The 23,681-nt window shown below is 71.3% G+C and carries 17 protein-coding genes; 10 read left to right on the top strand and 7 right to left on the bottom strand.

Annotated elements, in window-relative coordinates:
• Entirely contained in the window at positions 1-3,579 is a 3,579-nt protein-coding gene (locus tag J3486_RS29175; RefSeq protein WP_307804977.1) for a S8 family serine peptidase, read from the bottom strand.
• A gap of 238 nt (positions 3,580-3,817) precedes the next feature.
• On the opposite strand from J3486_RS29175, the gene J3486_RS29180 reads away from it, so the two are divergent.
• The 4 genes from J3486_RS29180 to J3486_RS29195 all read left to right on the top strand — a co-directional run bounded on the left by J3486_RS29180 (position 3,818) and on the right by J3486_RS29195 (position 10,058).
• A complete protein-coding gene (locus J3486_RS29180; protein WP_307804978.1) occupies positions 3,818-7,096 on the top strand; it encodes a S8 family serine peptidase in 3,279 nt (1,092 codons plus the stop codon).
• A 78-nt stretch (positions 7,097-7,174) separates the two neighbouring features.
• Positions 7,175-8,101 carry an ABC transporter ATP-binding protein gene (locus J3486_RS29185; RefSeq protein WP_207825589.1) on the top strand — a complete coding sequence of 309 codons (927 nt, stop codon included), beginning with the start codon at positions 7,175-7,177 and terminating at the stop codon, positions 8,099-8,101.
• A 53-nt stretch (positions 8,102-8,154) separates the two neighbouring features.
• A complete protein-coding gene (locus J3486_RS29190) occupies positions 8,155-8,922 on the top strand; it encodes an ABC transporter permease (protein WP_207825591.1) in 768 nt (255 codons plus the stop codon).
• Positions 8,923-9,062: 140 nt separating this feature from the next.
• Entirely contained in the window at positions 9,063-10,058 is a 996-nt protein-coding gene (locus tag J3486_RS29195) for a heme A synthase (protein WP_207825593.1), read from the top strand.
• A gap of 28 nt (positions 10,059-10,086) precedes the next feature.
• Here J3486_RS29195 and J3486_RS29200 read toward each other — a convergent pair whose 3' ends face one another.
• Positions 10,087-10,902 carry an alpha/beta fold hydrolase gene (locus tag J3486_RS29200; protein ID WP_207825595.1) on the bottom strand — a complete coding sequence of 272 codons (816 nt, stop codon included), beginning with the start codon at positions 10,900-10,902 and terminating at the stop codon, positions 10,087-10,089.
• A gap of 187 nt (positions 10,903-11,089) precedes the next feature.
• Here J3486_RS29200 and J3486_RS29205 point away from each other — a divergent pair, with 187 nt between their 5' ends.
• On the top strand, positions 11,090-11,581 hold the full coding sequence (locus J3486_RS29205) for a helix-turn-helix domain-containing protein (protein ID WP_229378768.1): 492 nt from the start codon (positions 11,090-11,092) through the stop codon (positions 11,579-11,581).
• Here the strand turns inward: J3486_RS29205 and J3486_RS29210 are convergent.
• The 3 genes from J3486_RS29210 to J3486_RS29220 all read right to left on the bottom strand — a co-directional run bounded on the left by J3486_RS29210 (position 11,562) and on the right by J3486_RS29220 (position 14,151).
• Complete coding sequence (locus tag J3486_RS29210) at positions 11,562-12,695, bottom strand: amidohydrolase family protein (protein WP_207825597.1); 1,134 nt, start codon at positions 12,693-12,695, stop codon at positions 11,562-11,564. The genes J3486_RS29205 and J3486_RS29210 overlap by 20 nt on opposite strands.
• Before the next feature lie 112 nt (positions 12,696-12,807).
• Positions 12,808-13,143 carry a hypothetical protein gene (locus J3486_RS29215; protein WP_207825599.1) on the bottom strand — a complete coding sequence of 112 codons (336 nt, stop codon included), beginning with the start codon at positions 13,141-13,143 and terminating at the stop codon, positions 12,808-12,810.
• Positions 13,144-13,236: 93 nt separating this feature from the next.
• A complete protein-coding gene (locus J3486_RS29220) occupies positions 13,237-14,151 on the bottom strand; it encodes a heme o synthase (protein WP_207825821.1) in 915 nt (304 codons plus the stop codon).
• Positions 14,152-14,616: 465 nt separating this feature from the next.
• Here J3486_RS29220 and tkt point away from each other — a divergent pair, with 465 nt between their 5' ends.
• From tkt to pgl, 5 genes are all read left to right on the top strand, one after another.
• Positions 14,617-16,704 carry a transketolase gene (gene tkt / locus J3486_RS29225; RefSeq protein ID WP_207825601.1) on the top strand — a complete coding sequence of 696 codons (2,088 nt, stop codon included), beginning with the start codon at positions 14,617-14,619 and terminating at the stop codon, positions 16,702-16,704.
• A gap of 64 nt (positions 16,705-16,768) precedes the next feature.
• Positions 16,769-17,887 carry a transaldolase gene (gene tal, locus J3486_RS29230; RefSeq protein ID WP_207825603.1) on the top strand — a complete coding sequence of 373 codons (1,119 nt, stop codon included), beginning with the start codon at positions 16,769-16,771 and terminating at the stop codon, positions 17,885-17,887.
• A 4-nt stretch (positions 17,888-17,891) separates the two neighbouring features.
• Positions 17,892-19,421 (top strand): glucose-6-phosphate dehydrogenase, encoded by a 1,530-nt coding sequence (gene zwf, locus J3486_RS29235; RefSeq protein ID WP_207825606.1) that lies wholly within the window; start codon positions 17,892-17,894, stop codon positions 19,419-19,421.
• Entirely contained in the window at positions 19,418-20,491 is a 1,074-nt protein-coding gene (gene opcA / locus J3486_RS29240; RefSeq protein ID WP_207825608.1) for a glucose-6-phosphate dehydrogenase assembly protein OpcA, read from the top strand. The genes zwf and opcA overlap by 4 nt, the downstream gene beginning before the upstream one ends.
• Positions 20,488-21,273: a 6-phosphogluconolactonase gene (gene pgl, locus J3486_RS29245; protein WP_207825610.1), complete on the top strand. Its 786-nt coding sequence runs from the start codon at positions 20,488-20,490 to the stop codon at positions 21,271-21,273. The genes opcA and pgl overlap by 4 nt, the downstream gene beginning before the upstream one ends.
• A gap of 71 nt (positions 21,274-21,344) precedes the next feature.
• On the opposite strand, the gene J3486_RS29250 is transcribed toward pgl, so the two are convergent.
• Entirely contained in the window at positions 21,345-21,899 is a 555-nt protein-coding gene (locus J3486_RS29250) for a MarR family transcriptional regulator (protein WP_207825612.1), read from the bottom strand.
• Between the two features lie 12 nt (positions 21,900-21,911).
• Positions 21,912-23,645 carry an FUSC family protein gene (locus J3486_RS29255; protein WP_207825613.1) on the bottom strand — a complete coding sequence of 578 codons (1,734 nt, stop codon included), beginning with the start codon at positions 23,643-23,645 and terminating at the stop codon, positions 21,912-21,914.
• Between the last annotated feature and the right edge of the window lie 36 nt (positions 23,646-23,681).

Below are 23,681 nucleotides of genomic sequence, written 5' to 3' on the forward strand. Positions count from 1 at the left end.
TCAGCTCTTCAGGTCCGGACGGTGTGTCACGCGGACGGCGTTGACGAGCGTCTTTCCGGTCTGGGCGACGAGGCGGAGGTTCAACTGGCCGTCGGTGACCGTGACGGTGAACGTCTTGGTCAGCGCGGTGAACGTGCCCGCTTCCTTGGCGATGTCGAGGTTGTCGATCCGTGTGGTGCCCTCGGCCATCACGTCGAAGACCCGCTGGCCCGTGTTGGTGCCGCCGAGCTCCGCGAAGTCCAGGTCCACCTGGTAGACGCCGTCGGGCACGTCGTCGAAGCGGTACTCCAGGGCGCCCTGGCGGGCGGTGGAGAACAGCGCCTGCTCGTCGGTGCCCGCCACCGTCTTGCGGGTGCTCTGCGCGGAGGACTGGCCGACGTAGCCGTACGCGCCCTCGGTGTACGCCCGGTCGGGGCCCCACGTGTCGTGGGCGGCGTCGGTGACGGTGCCGCTGCCGGAGCCCGCGTTCAGCGCCTGCCGGTATCCGGGCACGGACACGGTCACCGGGATCTTCAGCTCGGGCGCCCGGCCGCTGTCGGAGGCGACGACGACGGTGCCGGTGAGGACGGTGCCGGGCGGGACTCCGGTGGTGTCGAAGGTGAGGGTGACGCTCCGTGTGGCGTCCGTGGCGAGGGTGCCGTCGGCCGGGGTGGCGCGCAGCCAGCCGGCGCCGGACGCCTCCTTGACCGTGTAGGCCGTGTCCGCGCCGGAGTTGGCGAGGGTGACGGTCCGCTCGCGGGACTCGTCGGCCTGGACGACCACGGTCATCGCGGTGCTCGGGGCGACGGACACGTTGCCGGTCTGCAGGGCGGTCACCGTGCGCGTGGCGGTGCCGGACTCGAGCGTCGCCGTGCGGGTGTCGGTGCGGTAGTGAGCGGCCGATACGGCGACCTGGTAGTCGGCGGCATCGCCGGTCACCGGGGTCTGCACGAGGTAGGTGCCGTCGCTCGCCGTGCTGCCGGTGGCGATCTGCTCGCCGTCGCGCGTGACGGTGACGGTCGCGTCCGCGACGGCCTTGCCGTCGTTGGCGTCGGTGACCGCGCCGGAGACGGCGGCGCTCCGGCCCGGCTCGAACGTCAGGACGGTGCCGTCGCTGATCGAGGCCGCGTTGTACGCGTACTGCAGCGCGTCCGTGCCGTCGGCGTTCTCGGCGCCGATCGTGGCGCCCGAGCCGCGCTCGACGGCGCTGGAGTCGATGCCGCTGTAGTGGTACGCGTACGTGCCGTCCTCGCCGATCACCACGGAGAAGCCGAGGTGATGGGTGAGGGACGAACTCGTCACCATGTCACGCCACTCGACGACCACTTCGCGGTGGGGAGCCGTACCGCGCTCCGCCCAGTAGACGGCACCGCCCGCGGAGGACAGCTGCAGGTTGTCCCAGAAGGGGTAGAGAGTGGCGTTCGGAGTGGCGATGGTGGGCAGCGCACGGTTCTCGCTGCTGTCCCCGTAGATGCCGAAGTTGAGGTAGCCCTCCACGTCGGCGACGACCTTGCGGTACGTCTTGCCGTACAGAGCGACCGGGAACGGGAGGCTGATCGTGGCGCCGCCCGAGTAGGGGCTTGAGTAGGTCAGCTTCTTGCTGCCGGTCGGGTAGTCGGCCGGCGTCTCCTGCCCGGTGCGACAGGTGGTGCCGAACTTGTCGCTGCGGCTGGGCAGGGTGAGGTCCCTGACGGTGCCGCCCGCCGCGAGGTCCACGGCGAACGAGCCCACCGTGGCACACCGGTTGACGGGGGTGACCCTCAACTCATGTTTCCCGGAGGGCAGTTCGATCGAGTAGCCGCCGTCGCTGCCGGTGGTCGCGGTCTTCGTCGTCCCGGTGATCGCGATGGTCGCCCCGGCCTCCGGGCCGCTCGCGGTGCGGACGGTGCCGCTGAGGGTGCCGATCGGAGCGGTCTTCACGTCGATGTCGCGGGTCGTGGTGCCGCCCTCGGTGACGGTGGCGGTCGCCGTCGCGGTGACGTAGCCGAACTTGCTGACCGTGACGTCGTAGTCGCCGACCATCACCTTCGGCAGCGCGTACGTGCCGTCGTCCTTGGTGGTGACCGTGGCCTGCATCGGTCCGTCCAGCTCGACCGTGGCGCCCGCGAGGGGCTGCCCGTCGGCGGTGACGGTGCCGGCGAGCGCGCCGAGCGGGCCGCGCGGGGCGCCCGACAGGGCCGCGTACGCGTCGAGCTTGCCCTCGCCCCACACGTTGTTGTTGCCCGCGGTACCGCCGCAGGTGGTGTCCTCGGTGTCGTGCGCGGTGCGGTCGAGCAGCTGCTCGGTCAGCGCGACGTCACCGCGCAGTGCCGGGGACGCCGACCAGAGCAGCGCCACGGTGGCCGCGGTGTGCGGCGAGGCCATCGACGTACCGGACATGACGGCGTAGCCGCCACCGGGTGCGGCCGAGCGGATGTCGACCCCGGGCGCGGCGATGTCGGGCTTGACCGCGCCGTCCTCACCGGATCCGCGGGAGGAGAAGTACGCGATGTCGCCGTCGCTGTCGAAGGCGCCCGACGCGTAGGAGTTGGTGTACGCGCCGGGGGAGCCGGCCGTCGCGCAGTCGGGGCCCGCGTTGCCGTTGGAGAACGCCGGGAAGATGCCCGCGTCCTGCCACGCCTGGACCAGGTCCTTGTACCAGGTGTCGATGACGTCGGCGCCCCAGGAGTTGTTCACGATGTCCGGGGCGAGGTCGGGGCGCGGGTTCTGACCGTCGGCGTCGGTCGGGGCGAGGATCCACTGGCCGGCGGCGAGCAGCGCCTCGCGGGGGCAGTTGGTGGTGGTGCATGCCTTGGCGGCCATCCAGGTGGCGCCGGGGGCGACACCGATGCCGCCCGCGCCCGCCATCGTGCCCATGGTGTGGGTGCCGTGGCCGTGGTCGTCGCAGGGGCCGTCGCCGGGGCAGGTGGCCGTCGCGTCGTACCAGTTGTACGCGTGCTGATAGGTGCCGTCGGCCTTGCGGCCGCGGTAGTTGTTCGCGAGTGCCGGATGGAGGTAGTCGACGCCGGTGTCGATGCTGGCGACGACGACGCCGTCGCCCCGGTCGCCCAACTCGTCCCACACCTTGGGGGCGTTGATCCGGTCGACGCCCCACTCGACGCCGTCGACCGTGGGCTGCTCGGTGGCGGGCAGCTCGTCGGGCAGGGTCAGCGGGGTGTCGGCCTCCAGCGCGGCGACCTCGGGGCGGGCGGCGATCTTCGCGGCCAGCGCCTTGTCGGCACCCGTCACCTTGATCGTGTTCGTGACCCAGTACGAGGAGTAGTGCGCGCCCGCCTTCTTCAGCAGGGCCTTGAGCCCGGCCTGCGTCTGGTCCGCGTGGGCGGTCTTGTCCCGGTAGACGGCGCGGCCCTTGGCGGTCTTCGACTTCGCTTTCCTGGCGTCGGAGGTGTCGGCCTCGGAGTCGAGCCGCACCCAGAAGGTGGCTCGGTCGTCGGACGCGAGGTGCTGCCGCACCGCGCCGTCCGCCTTCTGGCGCAGGGCGGTGGGCTGGGCCGGGCTGTCGGCCACCGCCGGAACCGTGGCCAGGAGCGGCAGGCCCAGGGCCGCGGAGAGGAGGACGGCCAGCGTTCTTCGCCGAGGGGGCGGGGGTTTGCGCAACACGAACTCTCCTTCTGTGGAAGGGGGGTCACGGCACGATCACGCAGAAGTATGTGAGCGCCGTGTCGCCCCCCGCGGCGTCCGCGGCTGGCGAGATGGCGACATGACGGCAGCTCGCCACCTTCCGGGCCGTGTTGGCGCAGGTGGGGCTGCCACCATCACGTGCATCCCCCCAACTGTTCGCCGGCGACGGCCTGTTGTCCGTCGCTCGCAGTCCACCCTGATCCCGGGAGCTTCTTCCGTGCGTCCCAGACCCTTCGCGGCCTGCGCCACCATCGTGGCGCTGGCCGGCTTCCTGCCCGTCACCACCGTGCACGCGGCCACCGCGTCCGACACCGCTACCACCGGCTCCGCCGGCACCCCTGTCACCGTGCCCCTGCCCACCGGCGACACCGTGACCGTCGAACGCTCCGGCGACTCGGTGCGGTCGGCGACCGTCACGCCGGGCCCCGGCCGCGCGCACCTCTCCTTCACCACCAGCACGACCGCGTCCGGCGACGTCAGCGTCGTGCCCTCGGACGCCGAGCCGCTGCTCGCCGCCGGTCGCCTCGACCCCCGCCTGTTCGAGGTCAAGGCCCTGCTCGACGCCGGCTACGGCACGAAGGGCACCGCCGCCGACCGCTTTCTCGGGCTGATCGTCCAGCACGGCAGGGGCGCGGGCGCCGCCGAGAAGGTGCGCGAGGCGGCGGGCTCCGCCGCGCACCCCGGGCGCGCGCTGTCCCGGATCGGCATGACCCCGCTCGCCCCGCACGACCGCGCCGACGCCGCCACCACGTGGAAGCACCTGACCTCCGGCAGCACGCTGGAGGGCGGTGCGGCCAAGGTGTGGCTCGACGGCCGCATGCACGTCGCGCTGGACAAGAGCGTCCCGCAGATCAACGCCCCGCAGGCATGGGCCGACGGCTACACCGGCAAGGGGGTCGAGGTCGCCGTGCTCGACACCGGCTACGACTACGACCACCCCGACCTGGCGGGCCGGGTGACGACGTCGGCGGACTTCACCGGCACCGGCAGCGCCGAGGACGACAACGGCCACGGCACGCACGTCGCGTCCACCATCGCGAGCGTCGACAGCACCTACCGGGGCGTCGCCCCGGACGCGGACCTCGCGGTCGGCAAGGTCTGCGACAGCACCGGCAACTGCACCACGTCCGCGGTCCTCGCCGGCATGGACTGGGCGGCGAACACCGTGCACGCCAAGATCGTCAGCATGAGTCTGGGCGGCGCCGCCGACGAGACCGACCCGGCCATCGCCGCGGTCAACGACCTCTCCAAGAGCACCGGTGCGCTGTTCGTCGTCGCGGCGGGCAACGACGGCGAGTACGGGACCGGCACCGTCGGCGCCCCGGCCATCGCGGACTCCGCGCTCGCCGTCGGCGCCGTCGACTCCGACGACGAGCTGGCCGCCTTCTCCAGCCGCGGCCCGCGCCCGAGCGACAACGCCGTGAAGCCCGACATCACCGCGCCCGGCGTGGACATCGTCGCGGCCAAGATGGGCGGCGGCCACACTTCCAAGAGCGGTACGTCGATGGCGACCCCGCACGTGTCGGGCGCCGCCGCCCTCGTCGCCCAGGCCCACCCGGACTGGACCGGCGACCAGATCAAGACCGCCCTGATGGAGAGCGCCGCGCCGAACGCCAAGCGCTCCCCGTACCAGCAGGGCACCGGGCGGGTCGACGCGGGCCGCGCCGTGGAGCAGAAGGTCCTGGCCTCCCCCGCCAACCTGACGACGACGTCCGGCTGGTCCGTCGGCGCGGGCAAGGACACCGAGCACACCGTCACCTTCACCAACACCGGGGACAGTGACACCACGCTCGACCTGGCGATCGGCAAGCCCCTGTCGCCGACGGCGCAGCCGGGCAACACCGCCCAGTTCTCCGTCGACCGCGACCAGGTCACCGTGCCCGCGCACGGCACGGCGACCGCGACCGTCACCACCCGCGCCTCGCTGCTGCCCCACGGCCCGTGGTCCGCGGTCCTCACCGCCACGCACGACGGACAGCCCGTCACCCGCACCATCCTCGGCGTCGACAGCCCTTTGCCCACGCACCAGTTGACGGTGAAGGCCGTGCAGCGTGACGGCGGCCCGGCCACCGGCACCGTGCTGGTGATCAACCGCTGGACCGGCGACCGCTACCCGGTGCGGCTCACCGGCGGCGCCGGCACCGTGTCCGTGCCCGAGGCGCAGTACTGGGTCGGGATGACCGTCTCCTCGGGCTCCGGCGCGGACCGTACGACGACTCTGGCCGTCAACACCGTGACGCCGCTCGCGGACGCCGCCGTGACGCTCGACGCTCGCACCGCCGCCCCGGTCCGCGCCACCGTCCCGGACGACGCCGCGCAGGCCACCGCCCTGCAGGCCGCGCTCGCGCTGCCGGCCGGCACGGGAACGTACACGATGAGCGTGGTCACCACCGGCACGACGGCGGGCACGTCCCTGTACGCGACACCGCTCACGGGGCTCGGCGACGACGTGAAGTACCGCACGTTCGGCGTGTTCGCGGCCCAGGGTGCCTCGTCGGCGAACCCGAGCCCGTTCTTCTACCACGTGACACGCACCTGGACCGGTGGCGTCCCCGCCGACCCGGCCTTCTCCGTCCGGCGCGACGATCTGACGGACGTACGCCTCGACCTGCACGCCCAGGGCGCCACCGCGGCCGGCACCGTCGCGGCGGCCCCGGACGACGACGTCCTGCTGCCGCTGAACATCGACCAGTCCGCCGCGTTCCCCTCCACCGTGCACGACTACCGGACCGCCGGTGGCTGGCTCGACCGCGCCTCCATCGGAGGCAGCCAGTCGATCGTGACGTCGTCGCGCACGTTCGGCGACAAGGCGCTCGCCCACCTGGACTTCGCGGCCGCGGTGATCGGCCCGGCCCTGCCGGCCGCTCCGCTCCGGCGGACCGGAGACGTCATGGCCTGGTCCGGGACGCCCTGGTTCGTCGACGGCGAGCAGCGCGGCGGCACCGACTGGGGCGCGAGCGGCACGCTCACCCTGGCCTCCGGCGGCAAGACGCTCAGCTCGTGGAACGCCGTCGGCTCCGGCAAGAACGTGACGGTCCCCGCGAACGGCGGCCGCTACACGCTCACGGCCGACCTCACCCGCACCCGCGCGTACGCCGGTCTGTCCACCCGCCTGCAGTCGGTGTGGGGCTTCGACTCCGTCACCGATGACGGCTCGGGCACCGTGCTGCCGCTGATGACGGTCCGCCTCACCCCGCGCGACCTGGACCTGTCCGGCAACGCCGCCGCGGGCGCCACGACCCGCGTGGACCTCACGGTGCAGCGGGCGCCGGGCGCCGCCGAGGCGACGGTCGGCACGCCGGGTCTGGAGGTCAGCTGGGACGACGGCGCCACCTGGAAGACGCTCAAGGTCGTCCCCGGAGTGTCCGGTTCGCCCGCGCACGCCGACCTGACCGCTCCGGAAGGGGCGGCCTTCGCGACGCTGCGCACGAAGGTGTCGGCGAGTGACGGCAGCTCGCTGACTCAGACGATCACCCGGGCCTTCGGGATCGGCTGACCGGAGGTCCGGCAGCCCGGACCTCCCGCGCCTCGCCCGGTGCGGGAGGTCCGCCGGGCCACTCGTAGACTTCCCCGCATGCACAAGGAGCCCGCCGTCGAGACGGCCGGTCTGAGCAAGCGGTACGGCACCAAGACCGCGCTCGACGGCATCGACCTCATCGCCGCCCGCGGCGCCGTCACCGCCGTCCTCGGCCCGAACGGGGCGGGCAAGACCACCACGATCGAGATCTGCGAGGGCTACCGCAGGCCGGACTCCGGCACCGCCCGTGTCCTCGGTCTCGACCCGGTGAAGCAGGCCGCCGCGCTGCGCCCCCGCATCGGTGTGATGCTGCAGTCCGGCGGCGTCTACTCCGGCGCGCGCGCCGACGAGATGCTGCGTCATGTCGCGAAACTTCATGCTCACCCCCTTGATGTGGACACCCTCATCGAACGTCTGGGCCTCGACAGCTGCGGCCGCACCACCTACCGGCGTCTGTCCGGCGGGCAGCAGCAGCGCCTCGCCCTGGCCATGGCCGTCGTCGGCCGTCCCGAGCTGGTCTTCCTCGACGAGCCGACCGCCGGCCTCGACCCGCAGGCCCGCCACGCCACCTGGGACCTGGTCAGCGATCTGCGCAGGGACGGCGTCTCGGTGATCCTCACCACGCACTACATGGACGAGGCCGAGCAGCTCGCCGACGACGTCGTGATCGTCGACTCCGGCAAGGTCATCGCGCAGGGCTCCCCCGAGCAGCTGTGCCGCGGCGGCGCCGAGAACACGCTCCGCTTCACCGGCCGCCCGGGACTCGACGTCGGCTCCCTGCTCAAGGCCCTGCCCCCGGACTCCGCGGCCGCCGAACTGACCTCCGGTTCCTATCGCGTCAGCGGCACGGTGGACCCGCAGCTCCTGGCGACGGTCACCTCCTGGTGCGCCCAGCACGGCGTGATGCCGGACAGGATCTCCGTCGAGCGGCACACCCTCGAAGACGTCTTCCTGGAGCTGACGGGCCGGGAGCTGCGCGGATGAGCACCACGACCGATCCGACCCCGCCCGGAACCGACCGGCAAGGAGCTGCGCGGATGACCGCCGGTACATACACACCGAACCCGGGAGCCGCACCGCTCCCCCGCATGATCGCCGCGCAGGCCGCACTCGAGACGAAGATGCTGCTGCGCAACGGTGAGCAGCTCCTCCTCACGGTCGTCATCCCCACTCTCCTCCTGGTTCTGTTCTCGTCCGTCGACATCGTCGACACGGGCTCGGGCAAGGCCGTCGACTTCCTCACACCGGGCATCCTGGCCCTGGCCGTGATGTCCACCGCCTTCACCGGGCAGGCCATCGCGACGGGCTTCGAGCGCCGCTACGGCGTGCTCAAGCGGCTCGGCGCCTCGCCGCTGCCGCGCTGGGGGCTGATGACCGCCAAGACGCTCTCCGTGCTGGTCACGGAGGTGCTTCAGGTGGTGCTGCTGACCGTCATCGCGTTCGCACTCGGCTGGTCGCCGCACGGGAACCCGCTGGCAGTGCTGCTCCTTCTCGTCCTCGGCACCGCCGCGTTCTCCGGGCTCGGTCTGCTGATGGCCGGCACGCTCAAGGCGGAGGCCACGCTCGCCGCCGCCAATCTGGTCTTCCTGCTGCTGCTCGTCGGCGGCGGTGTCATCGTGCCGCTCGACAAGTTCCCCGACGCGGCCCAGTCCGTCCTCGGTCTGCTGCCCATCTCGGCGCTCTCGGACGGCCTTCGGGACGTCCTGCAGCACGGGGCTTCGATGCCGTGGGGCGACCTCGGGATCCTCGCCGTGTGGGCGGTCGTCGGGCTCGGTGCCGCAGGGCGGTTCTTCCGCTGGGAGTGACGCGGCGGGCAGTGTGACGAGCGGCCCATATCGCTGGGCGTGACCCGGCATACCGCCACCGTGACGTAACTCCCGTCACAGATTCCGCAGTTACGTCCCCCTCGTGAAGCCGCGCACAAGCGGCCCCCTACGATGGGCCCGTGCCAAACCAGACCCGCGCCCAAGCCGTCGAGGCGGTGCGCAACCCGCTCGCCTTCATCGCCGAACGCTGGACCCCCACTCAGCGGACCGTCCAGCGCGCGGCCCTCTCCGCCGTCGTCATGACGGCGGTCATCGTCGTCACCGGTGGCGCGGTGCGCCTGACCGGCTCGGGCCTCGGCTGCCCGACCTGGCCCAAGTGCACCGACCAGTCCCTGACCGCGACGAGCGAGATGGGCTTCCACGGAGCCATCGAGTTCGGCAACCGCATGCTCACGTACGTGCTGTGCGCCGCGGTCGGCTGGGCGATCATCGCGGCCCGCTCGCAGAAGCCGTGGCGCCGCTCGCTGACCCGGCTCGGCTGGACCCAGTTCTGGATCGTCATGGGCAATGCGGTCCTGGGCGGCATCGTCGTCCTGGTCGGCCTCAACCCGTACACGGTCGCGGCCCACTTCGTACTGACCACCGCGCTCCTCACGGTCGCCGTGCTGATGTGGCAGCGCACCCGCGAGGGCGACGCGGCACCCCGCCCGCTGGTCGGGCAATCGGTCAAGCAGCTCGTCTGGTTCCTGGTCCTGGCGGCCTCCCTGCTGATCCTGGTGGGCACCGTCGTCACCGGTGCCGGACCGCACGCGGGCGACTCCAGCGACGTCCCGCGCATGCCGCTGGACTGGGAGACGATCAGCAAGCTGCACGCGGTCCTCGCCTGGATCGTGGTGACCCTGACGTTCGCCCTCTGGTTCGTCCTCAAGGCGGTCGACGCCCCCAAGGGCCCGCTGCACCGCACCCGCGATCTGTTCCTGATCCTGCTGGCGCAGGGTGTCATCGGCTACGTGCAGTACTTCACCGATCTGCCCGAGATCCTGGTCGGCCTGCACATGCTGGGCTCGGCCCTGGTCTGGATCGGCGTACTGCGCGTGGTCCTGTCGCTGCGCGAGCGCCCGGAGTCGACCGTGGACGTACCGTCCCAGTCGGGCTCGGAGCTCTCGGCGGTCTGACGGTCCGGCCCCGGCCCGCCTCCTCACCTCACGCCTCATCGAGAACCTCGATGAGGCGTGTTGCGTACGCGCGCGGGTGTGTCGTGTTCCCGTTGTGCCCGCCCGGGAACTCCTGTGCCTGCACGCCTCGCATCCGGGCGAGCTCCAGGGCGCAGTGCCGGTCGAAGACCTCGGGGGCCGTGGCCCGCCCGATCGCCGGCACGATCCGCACTTCGCAACCGGCGAGCGCCTCGACGTCCAGCTCCGCCTGGATGACCGCGGTGAACTCCTGCTCGATGAAGTACGCGAAGTTCGCCACGCGCTGTGGGGTGAGGGGCATCGGCGTGAGATCCGGCTCGGTCTCCTGGTTCAGGGGGTCGATCCCGAGCACGCGCGCCATCTCGGGGAAGGCCGCCCCCAGCCCCTGCTCACGGTGGATCCGCTGCAGTGCGAGCAGTTCCCGCACATGCGGTGCCCTGCGGTCGGCGGGGAGCAGGGCCGGGGACACGGGCTCGTGCGCGACGAGCGTCGCCAGTTGCTCCGGATTCCGCACGGCGAGGTGCAGCCCGATGGAGGCGCCCATGCTGCAGCCCAGCATCAGCGCGGGCGCGTCGGTCAGCTCGGCCAGCAGCCGGTGCACGTCGTCGGCGTGCTGCGCGAGCCGCACCCCGCGCCCCGGCTCGGCGAGTTCGCTGCGGGACAGCCCCCGGCGATCGTAGGTCACCACCGTGTACCGGTCGGCGAGCCGGTCCACCAGATCCACGCTGCGACCGGCGTCGCCCTCCCCGCTCTGCGAGATCAGCAGCAGCGGGCCACTCCCCCGGACTTCGTAGTACAGCTTGGCGCCATCGACGGTGAGAAACATGGAAACCCCCTGGAGACCCGCGCCGGACGACGCCCTTCGCCGTCGGACACCCTCACCGTACTCCATCTATTTCGATGCATCAAGACAGATGCATCAAGGATGATGTATCGATGCGGATGCATTGACGTGGATGCGTTGACGTGGATGCATTCGAATGGATACATCGGAATCGATGTACCATCCGGCCATGAGCCCCCAACCCGCCCCCCTCACCCCCGTCGACCTCTTCCTGCTCGGCCGCACGCTGATGAAGATCGGGGAGGAGGCGCTGCCGGAGCCGGTGCTCGGCGCGGACAAGGGATCGGGCCAGTTCCGCGGCGGCACCCGCGCCGTCCTCGTCGTGCTCAGCGATGTCTACGCCCACGACAGCACGTCCGTCGGCGCCATCGCCGCCCGCACGGGACTCCCCCAGAGCCAGGTCTCCGGCGCCGTGGCCCGGCTCAAGGAGGCGGGGTCCATCGAGACCGCACCCGACCCGGCCGACGGCAGGCGTCAGCTGATCCGGCAGGCCGCCGGGGTCTCCGACCGGGTCGCCGAGGTCCGCACGGCCGGCATCGAGGAGGCGCTGGCCACTGCGCTGGGCGGCGCCGCGGACGACCGGCTGCGCGAGGTCACCGACGCGCTCGCCGTACTCGCCCGGCATCTCACCCCGGAGTCGGTCAGCCGTCTGCGGCCATGACCCCCGCGCCCCCGAGGCCGTACACCCGCTGCGCCGTCCCCGACGCGATCATCCCTGCGACCCGCTGCGCGTCCGCGAGCGACCACGCCCCATCGGCGACCCATCCACCGAGCACCCTCCCGAGCGCCTCCCGGAACAGCCGGGCGCCGACCACGTGCAGTTCGGGCAGGCCACGGGCCCCGCTGGAGAACAGGAGCTTGCCGAACGGCGCCAGCTCCAGGATCTCGGCGAGGATCGCCTCAGCCCTGGCCCCGGTCCGGGCGAGCGCCGGGCCCAGATCCGCGTAGACGTGCGGGAAGATCCCGGCGAGATGGGCGGCGTGCCGGTGGTACGGATAGCCGTGCAGCAGCACGAGATCGGTGCCGAGCCCCACCGTGGCCCGCGCGAAGTCGGCGAGCAGCACCGGGTCGGTGCGGTCGATCCGCAGGCCGGGTTCGCCGAGTCCGGCGTGCAGTTGGAGCGGGCGCCCGGACGCGACGGCGATCCACAGCAGATGCCGCAGCAGGACGGGATCGGTGACCGGGCCGCCCACCGCCCGCCCGGCGAGCCAGCGCCCCGCCGCCCCGCGCACCTCGCCCGGCCCCGGCGGCTGCGGTGCGAGGGCGAGTCCGTGACGTACCCCCGCGACCGAGGTGAAGGCGACGGCACCGACCGCCGCGGCGTGCACCGACTCGGCGAGGTTCGCGAGGAAGGACTCGACGGTTCCGGAGGTGTCCGCGACCTGCTCGGCCAGTAATTCGAGGCGGACGATCTCGTGGGCCACGGCCTCCCCGGCCGACGCCATCTCGGCGGGTCCCGTCAGATCGTCGGGCAGCCCCGTGTCCACGAGGTACGTGGTGATGCCGCTGCCGCGCAGCAGCCGCCGCCCTGCCTCCATGACGCCGAGTTCACGGCGCCTGGCCAGATAACGCGCGGGCGGGCAGTGGGGTTCCAGGCCGAGCAGCGGCGGGCACCAGCGGCGCACCGCGAAGCCGGTCTGCGTGTCGAAGAAGGTGGTGCCGGGGGCGGGCGGCCCCTCACCCCGGCCGAGATGGGCCTCGAATGTGCCGAGGCCCAGCTCCGTACGCAACACCCCGTGGCAGTACTGGTCCACCAGGGACGGCGTTTCGATCATCCGGGGCTCCCGTATATGGACCGTGCTCCTACAGTCCTAACGGGTGACGGGGCGCCTGGTGTTGCTCAACCTCGCGTTCGCACACCTGCACCCATGGCCCCGAAAGCCCGGGTCAGCCGCCGAGCTGGATGCCTGCCATGCGCTTCCACTCGTACGGACCGGTCTCGACCTTGGCCGCGAACTCGCCGTCGAAGTCCTCGTGGACGGTGATGCCGGCCTTCTCGACGGCCTTCTGCGCGATCTCGTACGTCCGCGCGACCAGGTCGCCCCAGCCGCCGTCCTCGCCCACGAGCACGATGCGCGTGCCGCGCTCGCCGATGTACGCGAGCTGCCCCTCGGCGCCGCCGTGCACCTTGGCGAACGCACCGATCTGCTGGGCCAGCTTGGCCGCCCGGCGCTCGTCCTTCGCCGCCCGACGGGGCGCCTCAACCGCTTGAGTCTCTGCCATGAACAGGATGCTACCGACGAGTAGTGAAACAAGCGATGGGTGGGGCGCGTGGCCTAGGCCACGCGCCCCACCCATCGGACAGCAGTCAGTCGATCAGCGCAGGAAGGGGTCCACCGCGACCGCCACGAACAGCAGCGACACGTAGGTGATGGACCAGTGGAACAGGCGCATCTCCTTGAGCTTCCCGCCCGTCACCTCGGCCTTCGCACGGTTCTGCAGACCATGCGCCTCCCACAGCCAGAAGCCGCCCGCGAGCAGCGCGACCACGGTGTAGAACCAGCCGGTGTAGCCGAGCGGCGTCAGCAGCAGCGAGACCGCGACCATCACCCAGCTGTAGATGACGATCTGCTTCGCGACCACCTTGTTGGAGGCGATGACGGGAAGCATCGGCACGCCCACGCGCGCGTAGTCGTCCTTCACCTTCATGGACAGCGGCCAGTAGTGCGGCGGCGTCCAGAAGAACATGACGAGGAAGAGGATGACCGGCGCCCACGACATGGAGTTCGTGACCGAGGACCAGCCGATGAGGACCGGCAGACAGCCGGCGATGCCGCCCCACACGATGTTCTGCGACGTGCGCCGCTTCAGGATCATCGTGTAGACGACCACATAGAAGAGCAGCGCCCCGAGCGACAACCAGGCCGACAACCAGTTGACCGCGAAGCCGAACAGCAGGGTGGAGACGACCGCGAGCGAGATGCCGAAGGCCAGGCACTCGTTCGGGCTCACCATGCCGGTGACCAGCGGCCGCTGCGACGTGCGCTCCATAAGAGCGTCGATGTCGCGGTCGTACCACATGTTCAGCGCGTTGGCGCCGCCCGCCGACAGGTAGCCGCCGATGCAGGTGATGAGCACCAGCTTCAGGTCGGGCACACCCTGCTCGGCGAGGAACATCACCGGAACCGTGGTGATGAGCAGCAGCTCGATGATCCGCGGCTTGGTCAGCGCCACGAACGCCTTGACTCGGGCCCCGAACGGCCGCTGGCTCCGGTTGCTGCTGCTCGTCAGCGCTCCCGCTGGACGGGATTCGACGGCCGTCACGCACACCCCTGACAGAGACTCCAGCGAGCCGCCGAAGAAGACCACTTGATGTGAAGTCCCGGTAAAGGCTCGCGCGTACCACGCCACTGTAGACGTTGCCTATACCTCGCCCTTCGTGGGGGTGGGTTCGTGTTGGGCGGCGTGCCGCGAAGGACGCAACGCGAACGCGGGCGCTGCGCGCGGTGTCCGTTTCGTCCGCGCGCACCGGGGCACTCCAGATGAGCTTTCACGCCCCCTGATGAGCCCCCAGATGAGCGGCTCCGTATTCACGTGACGAGGCAGTCCGATCCCTGTCAGGAGGCGGATTCCAAAGACTCCCGGCAGTCTGGAATGACTCGAAAAAATGCACGTTCCAGCAAGGGTAGGCTCGACAACGGCCGGTGAGACCGACATCACCGGCATTAGCCATGTGGAGAGGAGCCCTGACTCAGGGTGAGTACCAAGCCGACCACCACAGACCTCGAGTGGACCGATGTGGACCAGCGGGCCGTGGACACAGCCCGGGTCCTGGCCGCCGATGCCGTACAGAAGGTCGGTAACGGCCATCCCGGTACGGCCATGAGCCTGGCCCCGGCCGCGTACACCCTCTTCCAGAAGGTGATGCGGCACGACCCCGCGGACGCCGACTGGGTCGGGCGCGACCGTTTCGTGCTGTCCGCGGGCCACTCCTCGCTGACCCTCTACATCCAGCTGTACCTGGCCGGGTTCGGCCTGGAGCTGGACGACCTGAAGGCGTTCCGCACCTGGGGCTCCAAGACCCCCGGTCACCCCGAGTACGGGCACACCACCGGCGTCGAGACCACCACGGGCCCGCTCGGCCAGGGTGTCGCCAACGCGGTGGGCATGGCCATGGCCTCCCGCTACGAGCGCGGTCTGTTCGACCCGGCCGCCGCTCCCGGCGAGAGCCCCTTCGACCACTACATCTTCGCGATCGCCGGTGACGGCTGCCTCCAGGAGGGCATCTCCTCCGAGGCGTCCTCGCTCGCGGGCCACCAGAAGCTCGGCAACCTGATCCTGCTGTGGGACGACAACCACATCTCGATCGAGGGCGACACCGAGACGGCCGTCTCCGAGGACACCTGCAAGCGCTACGAGGCGTACGGCTGGCACGTGCAGCGCGTCGACCCGAAGCCGGACGGCGACCTGGACGCCGAGGCGATCTACAACGCGATCGCCGAGGCCAAGAAGGTCACGGACAAGCCGTCCTTCATCGCGATGCGCTCGATCATCGCCTGGCCGGCCCCGAACGCGCAGAACACCGAGGCCGCGCACGGCTCGGCGCTGGGCGACGACGAGGTGGCCGCCACCAAGCGCGTCCTGGGCTTCGACCCCGAGAAGGCCTTCGAGGTCTCCGACGAGGTCATCGGTCACACCCGCAAGGCCCTCGACCGCGGCGCCCAGGCCAAGGCCGAGTGGGAAAAGTCGTTCCAGGAGTGGCGCACCGCCAACCCGGAGCGCGCCGCCGAGTTCGACCGCATCAACGCGGGCGAGCTGCCCAAGGGCTGGGAGGAGAAGCTCCCCGTCTTCGAGGCCGGCAAGGGTGTCGCCACGCGCGCCGCGTCCGGCAAGGTGCTCCAGGCGCTGGGCGGCATCATCCCCGAGCTGTGGGGCGGCTCCGCCGACCTCGCGGGCTCGAACAACACGACGATCGACAAGACGTCGTCGTTCCTCCCCGAGGGCAACCCGCTGCCGGAGGCGAGCCCGTACGGCCGCACCGTGCACTTCGGTATCCGCGAGCACTCCATGGCCGCGGAGATGAACGGCATCGCGCTGCACGGCCGTACGCACATCTACGGCGGCACCTTCCTGGTGTTCTCCGACTACATGCGCAACGCCGTGCGTCTGTCGGCCCTGATGCACCTTCCGGTGACGTACGTGTGGACGCACGACTCCGTCGGTCTCGGTGAGGACGGCCCGACGCACCAGCCGGTCGAGCACCTGGCCTCGCTGCGCGCGATTCCCGGACTTAATGTCGTGCGTCCCGCCGACGCCAACGAGACGGCGATCGCCTGGCGCGAGGTCCTCAAGCGTGGCAAGCGCGAGTACGGGGTCTCCAAGCCGCACGGTCTCGTCCTGACCCGTCAGGGCGTGCCGACGTACGAGCCGAACGAGGACACGGTCAAGGGCGGTTACGTCCTGGTCGAGGCCTCCAAGGAGACGCCGGACCTGATCCTGATCGCCACCGGTTCCGAGGTACAGCTCGCCGTCGAGGCGCGCGAGACCCTGGAGGCCGAGGGTGTCGCCACGCGCGTGGTCTCCATGCCGTCGGTCGAGTGGTTCGAGGAGCAGGACCAGGGGTACCGGGACAGCGTCCTGCCGCCGGCCGTGAAGGCGCGGGTCGCGGTCGAGGCCGGTATCGGTCTGACGTGGCACAAGTACGTCGGTGACGCGGGCCGCATCGTCTCGCTGGAGCACTTCGGCGCCTCGGCGGACGGCAAGGTCCTCTTCAAGGAGTTCGGTTTCACCGCGGAGAACGTGGCCGCCAAGGCCCGGGAATCCCTCGCAGCGGCTCAGCGCTGACGCCCGACAGTGTTTCTCCGGGGGATACCCCCGGACCCCCAGACACGTAGGAGATGCATTTTCCATGACAGACGCACTGAAGCGCCTCTCCGAAGAAGGCGTCGCGATCTGGCTGGACGACCTGTCGCGCAAGCGGATCACGTCCGGCAACCTCGCCGAGCTGATCGACCAGCAGCACGTCGTGGGCGTCACCACCAACCCGTCGATCTTCCAGAAGGCGATCTCGGAGGGTGACGGTTACGACCAGCAGCTCGCCGACCTCGCGGCCCGCAAGGTGACCGTCGAGGAAGCCATCCGCATGATCACGACGGCGGACGTCCGCGACGCCGCCGACATCCTGCGCCCGGTCTTCGACGCGACCGACGGCCAGGACGGCCGCGTGTCGATCGAGGTCGACCCGCGCCTGGCGCACAACACCAAGGCGACGGTCGCCGAGGCCAAGCAGCTCGCGTGGCTGGTGGACCGGCCGAACACGCTCATCAAGATCCCGGCCACCAAGGCGGGTCTGCCGGCCATCACCGAGGTCATCGGCAAGGGCATCAGCGTCAACGTCACGCTGATCTTCTCCCTTGAGCGCTACCGCGAGGTCATGGACGCCTACCTGGCCGGTCTGGAGAAGGCGAAGGCCGCAGGCCTGGACCTCTCCAAGATCCACTCGGTCGCGTCCTTCTTCGTGTCCCGTGTGGACACCGAGATCGACAAGCGGATCGACGCCCTGGGCACGGACGAGGCCAAGGCGGCGCGCGGCAAGGCCGCTCTCGCCAACGCCCGGCTCGCCTACGAGGCGTTCGAGGAGGTCTTCTCCTCGGACCGCTGGGCCGCCCTCGACAAGGCGCAGGCCAACAAGCAGCGTCCGCTGTGGGCCTCGACCGGCGTCAAGGACAAGGCGTACAAGGACACGCTGTACGTCGACGACCTGGTCGCCCCCGGCACGGTGAACACCATGCCGGAGGCCACCCTGGAGGCGACTGCGGACCACGGCCAGATCACCGGCAACACGATCGCGGGCACGTACGACCAGGCCCGCGCCGAGCTGGAGGCCGTCGAGAAGCTGGGGATCTCCTACGACGAGGTCGTGCAGCTGCTCGAGGACGAGGGCGTCGAGAAGTTCGAGGCGTCCTGGAACGATCTGCTCAAGTCGACCGAGGCGGAGCTCAAGCGCCTCGCCCCTTCGGAGGGCTGAAACCTTGACCGCACACGGAGCCAACCCGCTCCGTGACGCCGCCGACCGACGGCTCCCGCGCATCGCGGGGCCGTCGGGCTTGGTGATCTTCGGCGTTACGGGCGATTTGTCACGTAAAAAGCTCATGCCTGCCGTGTACGACCTCGCCAATCGGGGCCTGCTGCCCCCGGGCTTCTCGCTGGTCGGGTTCGCCCGCCGCGAGTGGCAGGACGAGGACTTCGCGCAGGAGGTGCACGACGCGGTCAAGCAGCACGCGCGGACGCCGTTCCGCGAAGAGGTCTGGCAGCAGCTCATCCAGGGGATGCGCTTCGTCCAGGGCAACTTCGACGACGACGACGCCTTCGAGACCCTGAAGCACACGATCCAGGACCTCGACAAGTCCCAGGGCACGGGCGGGAACTTCGCGTTCTACCTCTCCGTACCCCCCAAGTTCTTCCCCCAGGTCGTGCAGCAGCTCAAGAAGCACGGTCTGGCGGACGCCCCCGACGGCTCGTGGCGGCGCGCCGTCATCGAGAAGCCGTTCGGCCACGATCTCGCCTCCGCCAAGGAGCTGAACGCGATCGTGCACGAGGTGTTCGACCCGGACCAGGTGTTCCGGATCGACCACTACCTCGGCAAGGAGACGGTCCAGAACATCCTGGCGCTGCGCTTCGCGAACCAGATGTTCGAGCCGATCTGGAACCGGTCGTACGTGGACCACGTGCAGATCACGATGGCCGAGGACATCGGCATCGGTGGCCGCGCAGGCTACTACGACGGCATCGGCGCCGCCCGTGACGTCATCCAGAATCACCTGCTGCAGCTCATGGCCCTCACCGCCATGGAGGAGCCCGCCTCCTTCGACGCGGACGCGCTCGTCGCGGAGAAGGCCAAGGTGCTCGGCGCCATCAGGCTGCCGAAGGACCTCGGCAAGGACACGGTGCGCGGCCAGTACGCGGCCGGATGGCAGGGCGGCGAGAAGGCCGTCGGCTATCTCCAGGAAGACGGCATCGACCCCAAGTCGAAGACCGACACCTATGCGGCCATCAAGCTGGAGGTGGACAACCGCCGCTGGGCGGGCGTCCCGTTCTACCTGCGCACCGGCAAGCGGCTCGGCCGGCGCGTCACCGAGATCGCCGTCGTCTTCCAGCGGGCGCCGCACTCCCCCTTCGACCACACGGCGACGGAGGAGCTCGGCCAGAACGCCATCGTGATCCGCGTCCAGCCGGACGAGGGCATCACGGTCCGCTTCGGCTCCAAGGTGCCCGGCACCTCGATGGAGATCCGGGACGTCTCGATGGACTTCGCCTACGGCGAGTCCTTCACCGAGTCGAGCCCGGAGGCGTACGAACGGCTGATCCTGGACGTCCTGCTGGGCGACTCCAACCTCTTCCCGCGCACGGAGGAGGTCGAGCTGTCCTGGAACATCCTCGACCCGATCGAGAAGTACTGGGACACGCACGGCAAGCCCGCGCAGTACCCGTCCGGCACGTGGGGGCCCGCCGAGGCGGACGAAATGCTCGCACGAGACGGACGGAGCTGGCGCCGGCCATGAAGATCGACCTCACGGACACCACCTCCAGCAAGATCAACAAGGCGCTCGTCCAAGGGCGCAGGGCCATCGGCACGCCTGCCGTCGGCATGGTGCTCACCCTCGTCATCGTCACCGACGAGGAGAACGCCTATGACTCCCTGAAGGCGGCCAACGACGCGTCGCGCGAGCACCCTTCGCGCACGCTGGTCGTCATCAAGCGGGTCTCCCGCTCCCCGCGTGACCGCACGAAGTCCCGGCTCGACGCCGAGGTGCGGGTCGGCGCGGAGGCGGGCACCGGCGAGACGGTGATCCTCCGGCTCTACGGCGAGGTCGTGAACCACGCCCAGTCGGTCGTCCTGCCGCTCCTGCTGCCCGACGCCCCGACGGTCGTCTGGTGGCCCGTGGACGCCCCTCTGGACCCCGCGAACGACCCGCTGGGCTCCCTGGCCCAGCGCCGCGTCACGGACACGTACGCGGCCGAGCAGCCGGTCCACGAGCTGGAGGCCCGCGCGGCGTCCTACTCCCCCGGCGACACCGACCTGTCCTGGACCCGGATCACGCCGTGGCGCTCCATGCTCGCGGCGGCCCTGGACCAGGTCACCACCGATGTCACGTCGGTGGAGGTCGAGGGCGAGGAGTTCAACCCGAGCTGCGAGCTGCTCGCCATGTGGCTCGCGGACCGGCTCGACGTCCCCGTGAAGCGGACCCTGTCGGCGGGCCCCGGCCTGACCGGCGTACGTCTGGACTCCACGCAGGGGCCGATCGTCCTGGATCGGGCCGACGGCACCCTGGCGACGCTCTCCATCCAGGGGCAGCCGGACCGCGCGGTCGCGCTCAAGCGCCGCGAGACGTCCGAGCTGATCGCGGAGGAGCTGCGGCGCCTGGACCCGGACGACACGTACGCGGCCGCCCTGCGGTTCGGTGTGGACCGGCTCGGCGAACCGGCGGCGCAGACGACGGTCCCCGCGGAGCCGGCGCCCGCGGAGGCGGTGTCGCGACCGGCGCCCGCCAAGAAGGCGGCCGTGAAGAAGACAACAGCCAAGAAGGCCCCTGCCAAGAAGGCACCGGCCAAGAAAGCGGCAACTAAGTGAGTGCAGCACCCCAACTGGTCGTCCATCGCGACAAGGAGCTGATGGCGCAGGCGGCCGCGGCCCGGCTGATCACCAAGATCGTCGACGCCCAGGCCGCCCGCGGCTCGGCCTCCGTCGTCCTGACGGGCGGCCGCAACGGCAACGGCCTGCTGGCCGCGCTGAACGCGTCCCCCGCGCGGGACGCGATCGACTGGGGCCGCCTCGACCTGTGGTGGGGCGACGAGCGGTTCCTGCCCGAGGGCGACCCCGAGCGTAACTACACGCAGGCCAAGGAGGCGTTGCTGGACGCCGTTCCGCTCGACCCCGCGCGCGTGCACGCCATGCCCGCGTCGGACGGGCCGCACGGCAACGACGCGGACGCGGCCGCCGAGGCGTACGCGGCCGAGCTCGCCGCCGCGGCGGGCCCGGAGGACCATGGCGACGTCCCGACGTTCGACATCCTGATGCTCGGCGTCGGCCCGGACACGCACGTCGCGTCGCTCTTCCCGGAGCTTCCGGCGGTCCGCGAGACGGAGCGCACGGTCGTCGGCGTGCACGGCGCCCCCAAGCCCCCGCCCACCCGCGTCTCGCTCACGCTCCCGGCGATCCGGGCCGCGCGCGAGGTGTGGCTGCTCGCGGCGGGCGAGGACAAGGCCAAGGCGGCCGCGATCGCCCTGTCGGGCACCGGTGAGATCCAGGCCCCGGCCGCGGGCGCCTACGGCCGCTCGCGCACCCTGTGGCTGCTCGACGCGGCCGCGGCGTCGCAGCTGCCGTCGGAGCTGTATCCGCCGTCGGTGGCCTGACACCGATCGCATGCGAGGGCCCCGTACCGATCCGGTACGGGGCCCTCGCGCATGTTTGAAACGAATGTGGCTCAGAAGCCGCGTGCCGCTCCCCTGCCCTCCAGCCCGACCAGCAGCTCCCCCAGTCGCGTCGCGAGCCCACCGAGCCGGTCCGGGTCGAGCCCGGCGAGCACGGTGCGCTCGAAGGCCGGCCGGGCGGGGAGTACGGCGTCGAGCTCGAAGGCCGGCCGGGCGGTGAGCACGGCGTCGACGACAGCGCGGCCCGCGTCGGTCAGCCGCACGGGCGCCACTCTGCGGTCGCGGTCGTCGGTGCGCCGTTCGACCAGTCCGCGGCCGGTGGGCCCACGCAGCCGCTTGGTGGCCGTGGCGCCGAAGGAGAAGGTCTCCCGGGCCGGCTCGCCAGGGGTGAGCTCGACGGCGGTGCGGCGCGGCGCGCCCAGGAGGTCGAACTCGGCACGGGACGGCCCGGCGTCGCGCAGCGCCGTGCTCTCGGCCTGCTGGAGGAGAGCGGCGCAGCGGTTGATGCGGCCGATGAGCTCCATGGGGCCGGTGCCCAGGCCCGGATGGACGCTCTGCCACTGCCGGACCACCAGGGCCACGATGTCGTCCGCCGCGCCGTCACCCACCCGTCGTGCGGGTCACCGCGCCACCCGGTCCGCGGCGGCTACGAGCAGCCCGTCCGTACCCGGGTCCGTGCCCTCGTCCGCGTCCCTGACCAGGCCCTGCCGGCGTACGGTCGCGGCGAGCGTCCGGTGCGCCCGCTGCTCGGTACGCAGCAGCCGCTCCTCGGGGAGGGCACGCTGCCACCACTCGCCGGCGGCGGTGTCGGCGGCGTCCCGGAGCTCCACGAGGCTGGTGGTGAGACCGCGGCGGGCGACGGCCAGCTCGGTGGCGGAGCCGGTGGGGGCCGCCAGCACCCGGTCGGCGCCGGAGGTGGCCCGCTCGGTGGCGGCCAGCGCCTGCTCCATGCGGCCGCCGGTGCGCCGGTTGGTGATGAGGATGGCGACGGCCATGCCGACCACGACACCGGCGAGGGTGTCCAGGACACGGTCGGTGACGAGCTCCGTGACCGGCCGGACATGCGCGAACTCGGTGATCAGCAGCGCCATCGGGGTGACCGAGACGGAGCCGAGCCAGTAGTTGCGGCTGATCAGCATCTCGTTGCAGAAGCTGAGGACGATGCACAGCACCGCCAGGACGACGACGCTGGTCCTGGCCAGCGGGACGAGCGCGGCGAAGACCACGACGCCCAGGACGTTGCCGAGCAGGCGCTGCAGCACACGGTGCCAGGTGAGGGTGACATTGGCCTGGTAGATCGCGGAGGCCGAGACGATCGCCCAGTACGGGTGGCCGACGCCGAGGGCGAGTCCGACGTATCCGGCGGCCGCGCAGCCGACGGCGCAGCGCACGGCGATGGGCAACACCGGCGATCCCGGCTTCAGCAGCATCCGTACGAGCCGCTCGCGCCCCTGCTTGCGCAGGCCCTCGCGCTCAGTCTCGATGCCGAGAAGCTCGTCGCCGGCGCCGTCCGGGAGCGCCACCTCGGGCAGTGCGCCGCGGCCGCGGACCTGGTGGGCCCAGGTGCGCAGCTGGTCGAGGTCACCGGCGCGGGGCGTGCCGACGAGGGCGGCCTCGGCGTGCAGCACGAGGTGTTCCAGGGTGCGCCGGGTCTCGGTGCGCTCACCGGCGGCGAGCAGAGCCTGCCAGGCGCCCTGGACGGCGGCGGCAGCGGCGTGCCGGGCGCGGCGGCGCTTGGGGCCGTCCTCGGTGGCGAGGTATCCGGCGGCGGCCTCCAGGGCCCGTGCCGTGGTGCGCCGCTCGGGGCCCTCGCGCCGGACCAGGGCCGGGGCCAGGGCGACGAACGCGCCCACGACGCCCCCGACGAAGGTCAGTGTGACGTGGAAGGGGACCTCGTGCAGCGCCTGCGGGGCGAACAGGCTGCCCGCCACGACGAAGACGAGGATCACATGGCCGGGCGGGCCGATCCGGGTGGCGTCACAGACCGCCTTCTGCACGCCGGCCAGCACGGCGGCGATCGCGATCAGCGCCGGGACGCTGTCGATGAGCGAGGCACAGACCAGCGCGACGGCCATGCCCGCGGTCATGCCGATCACGCACCACACACTCGCCCGCACGCGCGCCTTGTAGGGCAACTGATGCCCGTAGAGCGCGCAGAAGGCGCCGGACATCGCGTACATCGCCAGGTCCGTGCGCCCGGCTATCAGGAGCGGCACCAGGACGAGGGCGGCGGCCACGGCGACGCTGGTCGCGGGCTTGAACCAGATGTCGGAGGGCCGGTTGACGCGGAGCACGCCGGACAGCGGGAGCCTGCGGACGGGGGGTTGCGGGGTGGCGGACACGGCATGACTCATACAAAAAAGCTTAGCATGTGTTTTACCCGTAAAAGA

Source organism: Streptomyces sp. VRA16 Mangrove soil, assembly GCF_017377775.1.
GTDB lineage: Bacteria > Actinomycetota > Actinomycetes > Streptomycetales > Streptomycetaceae > Streptomyces.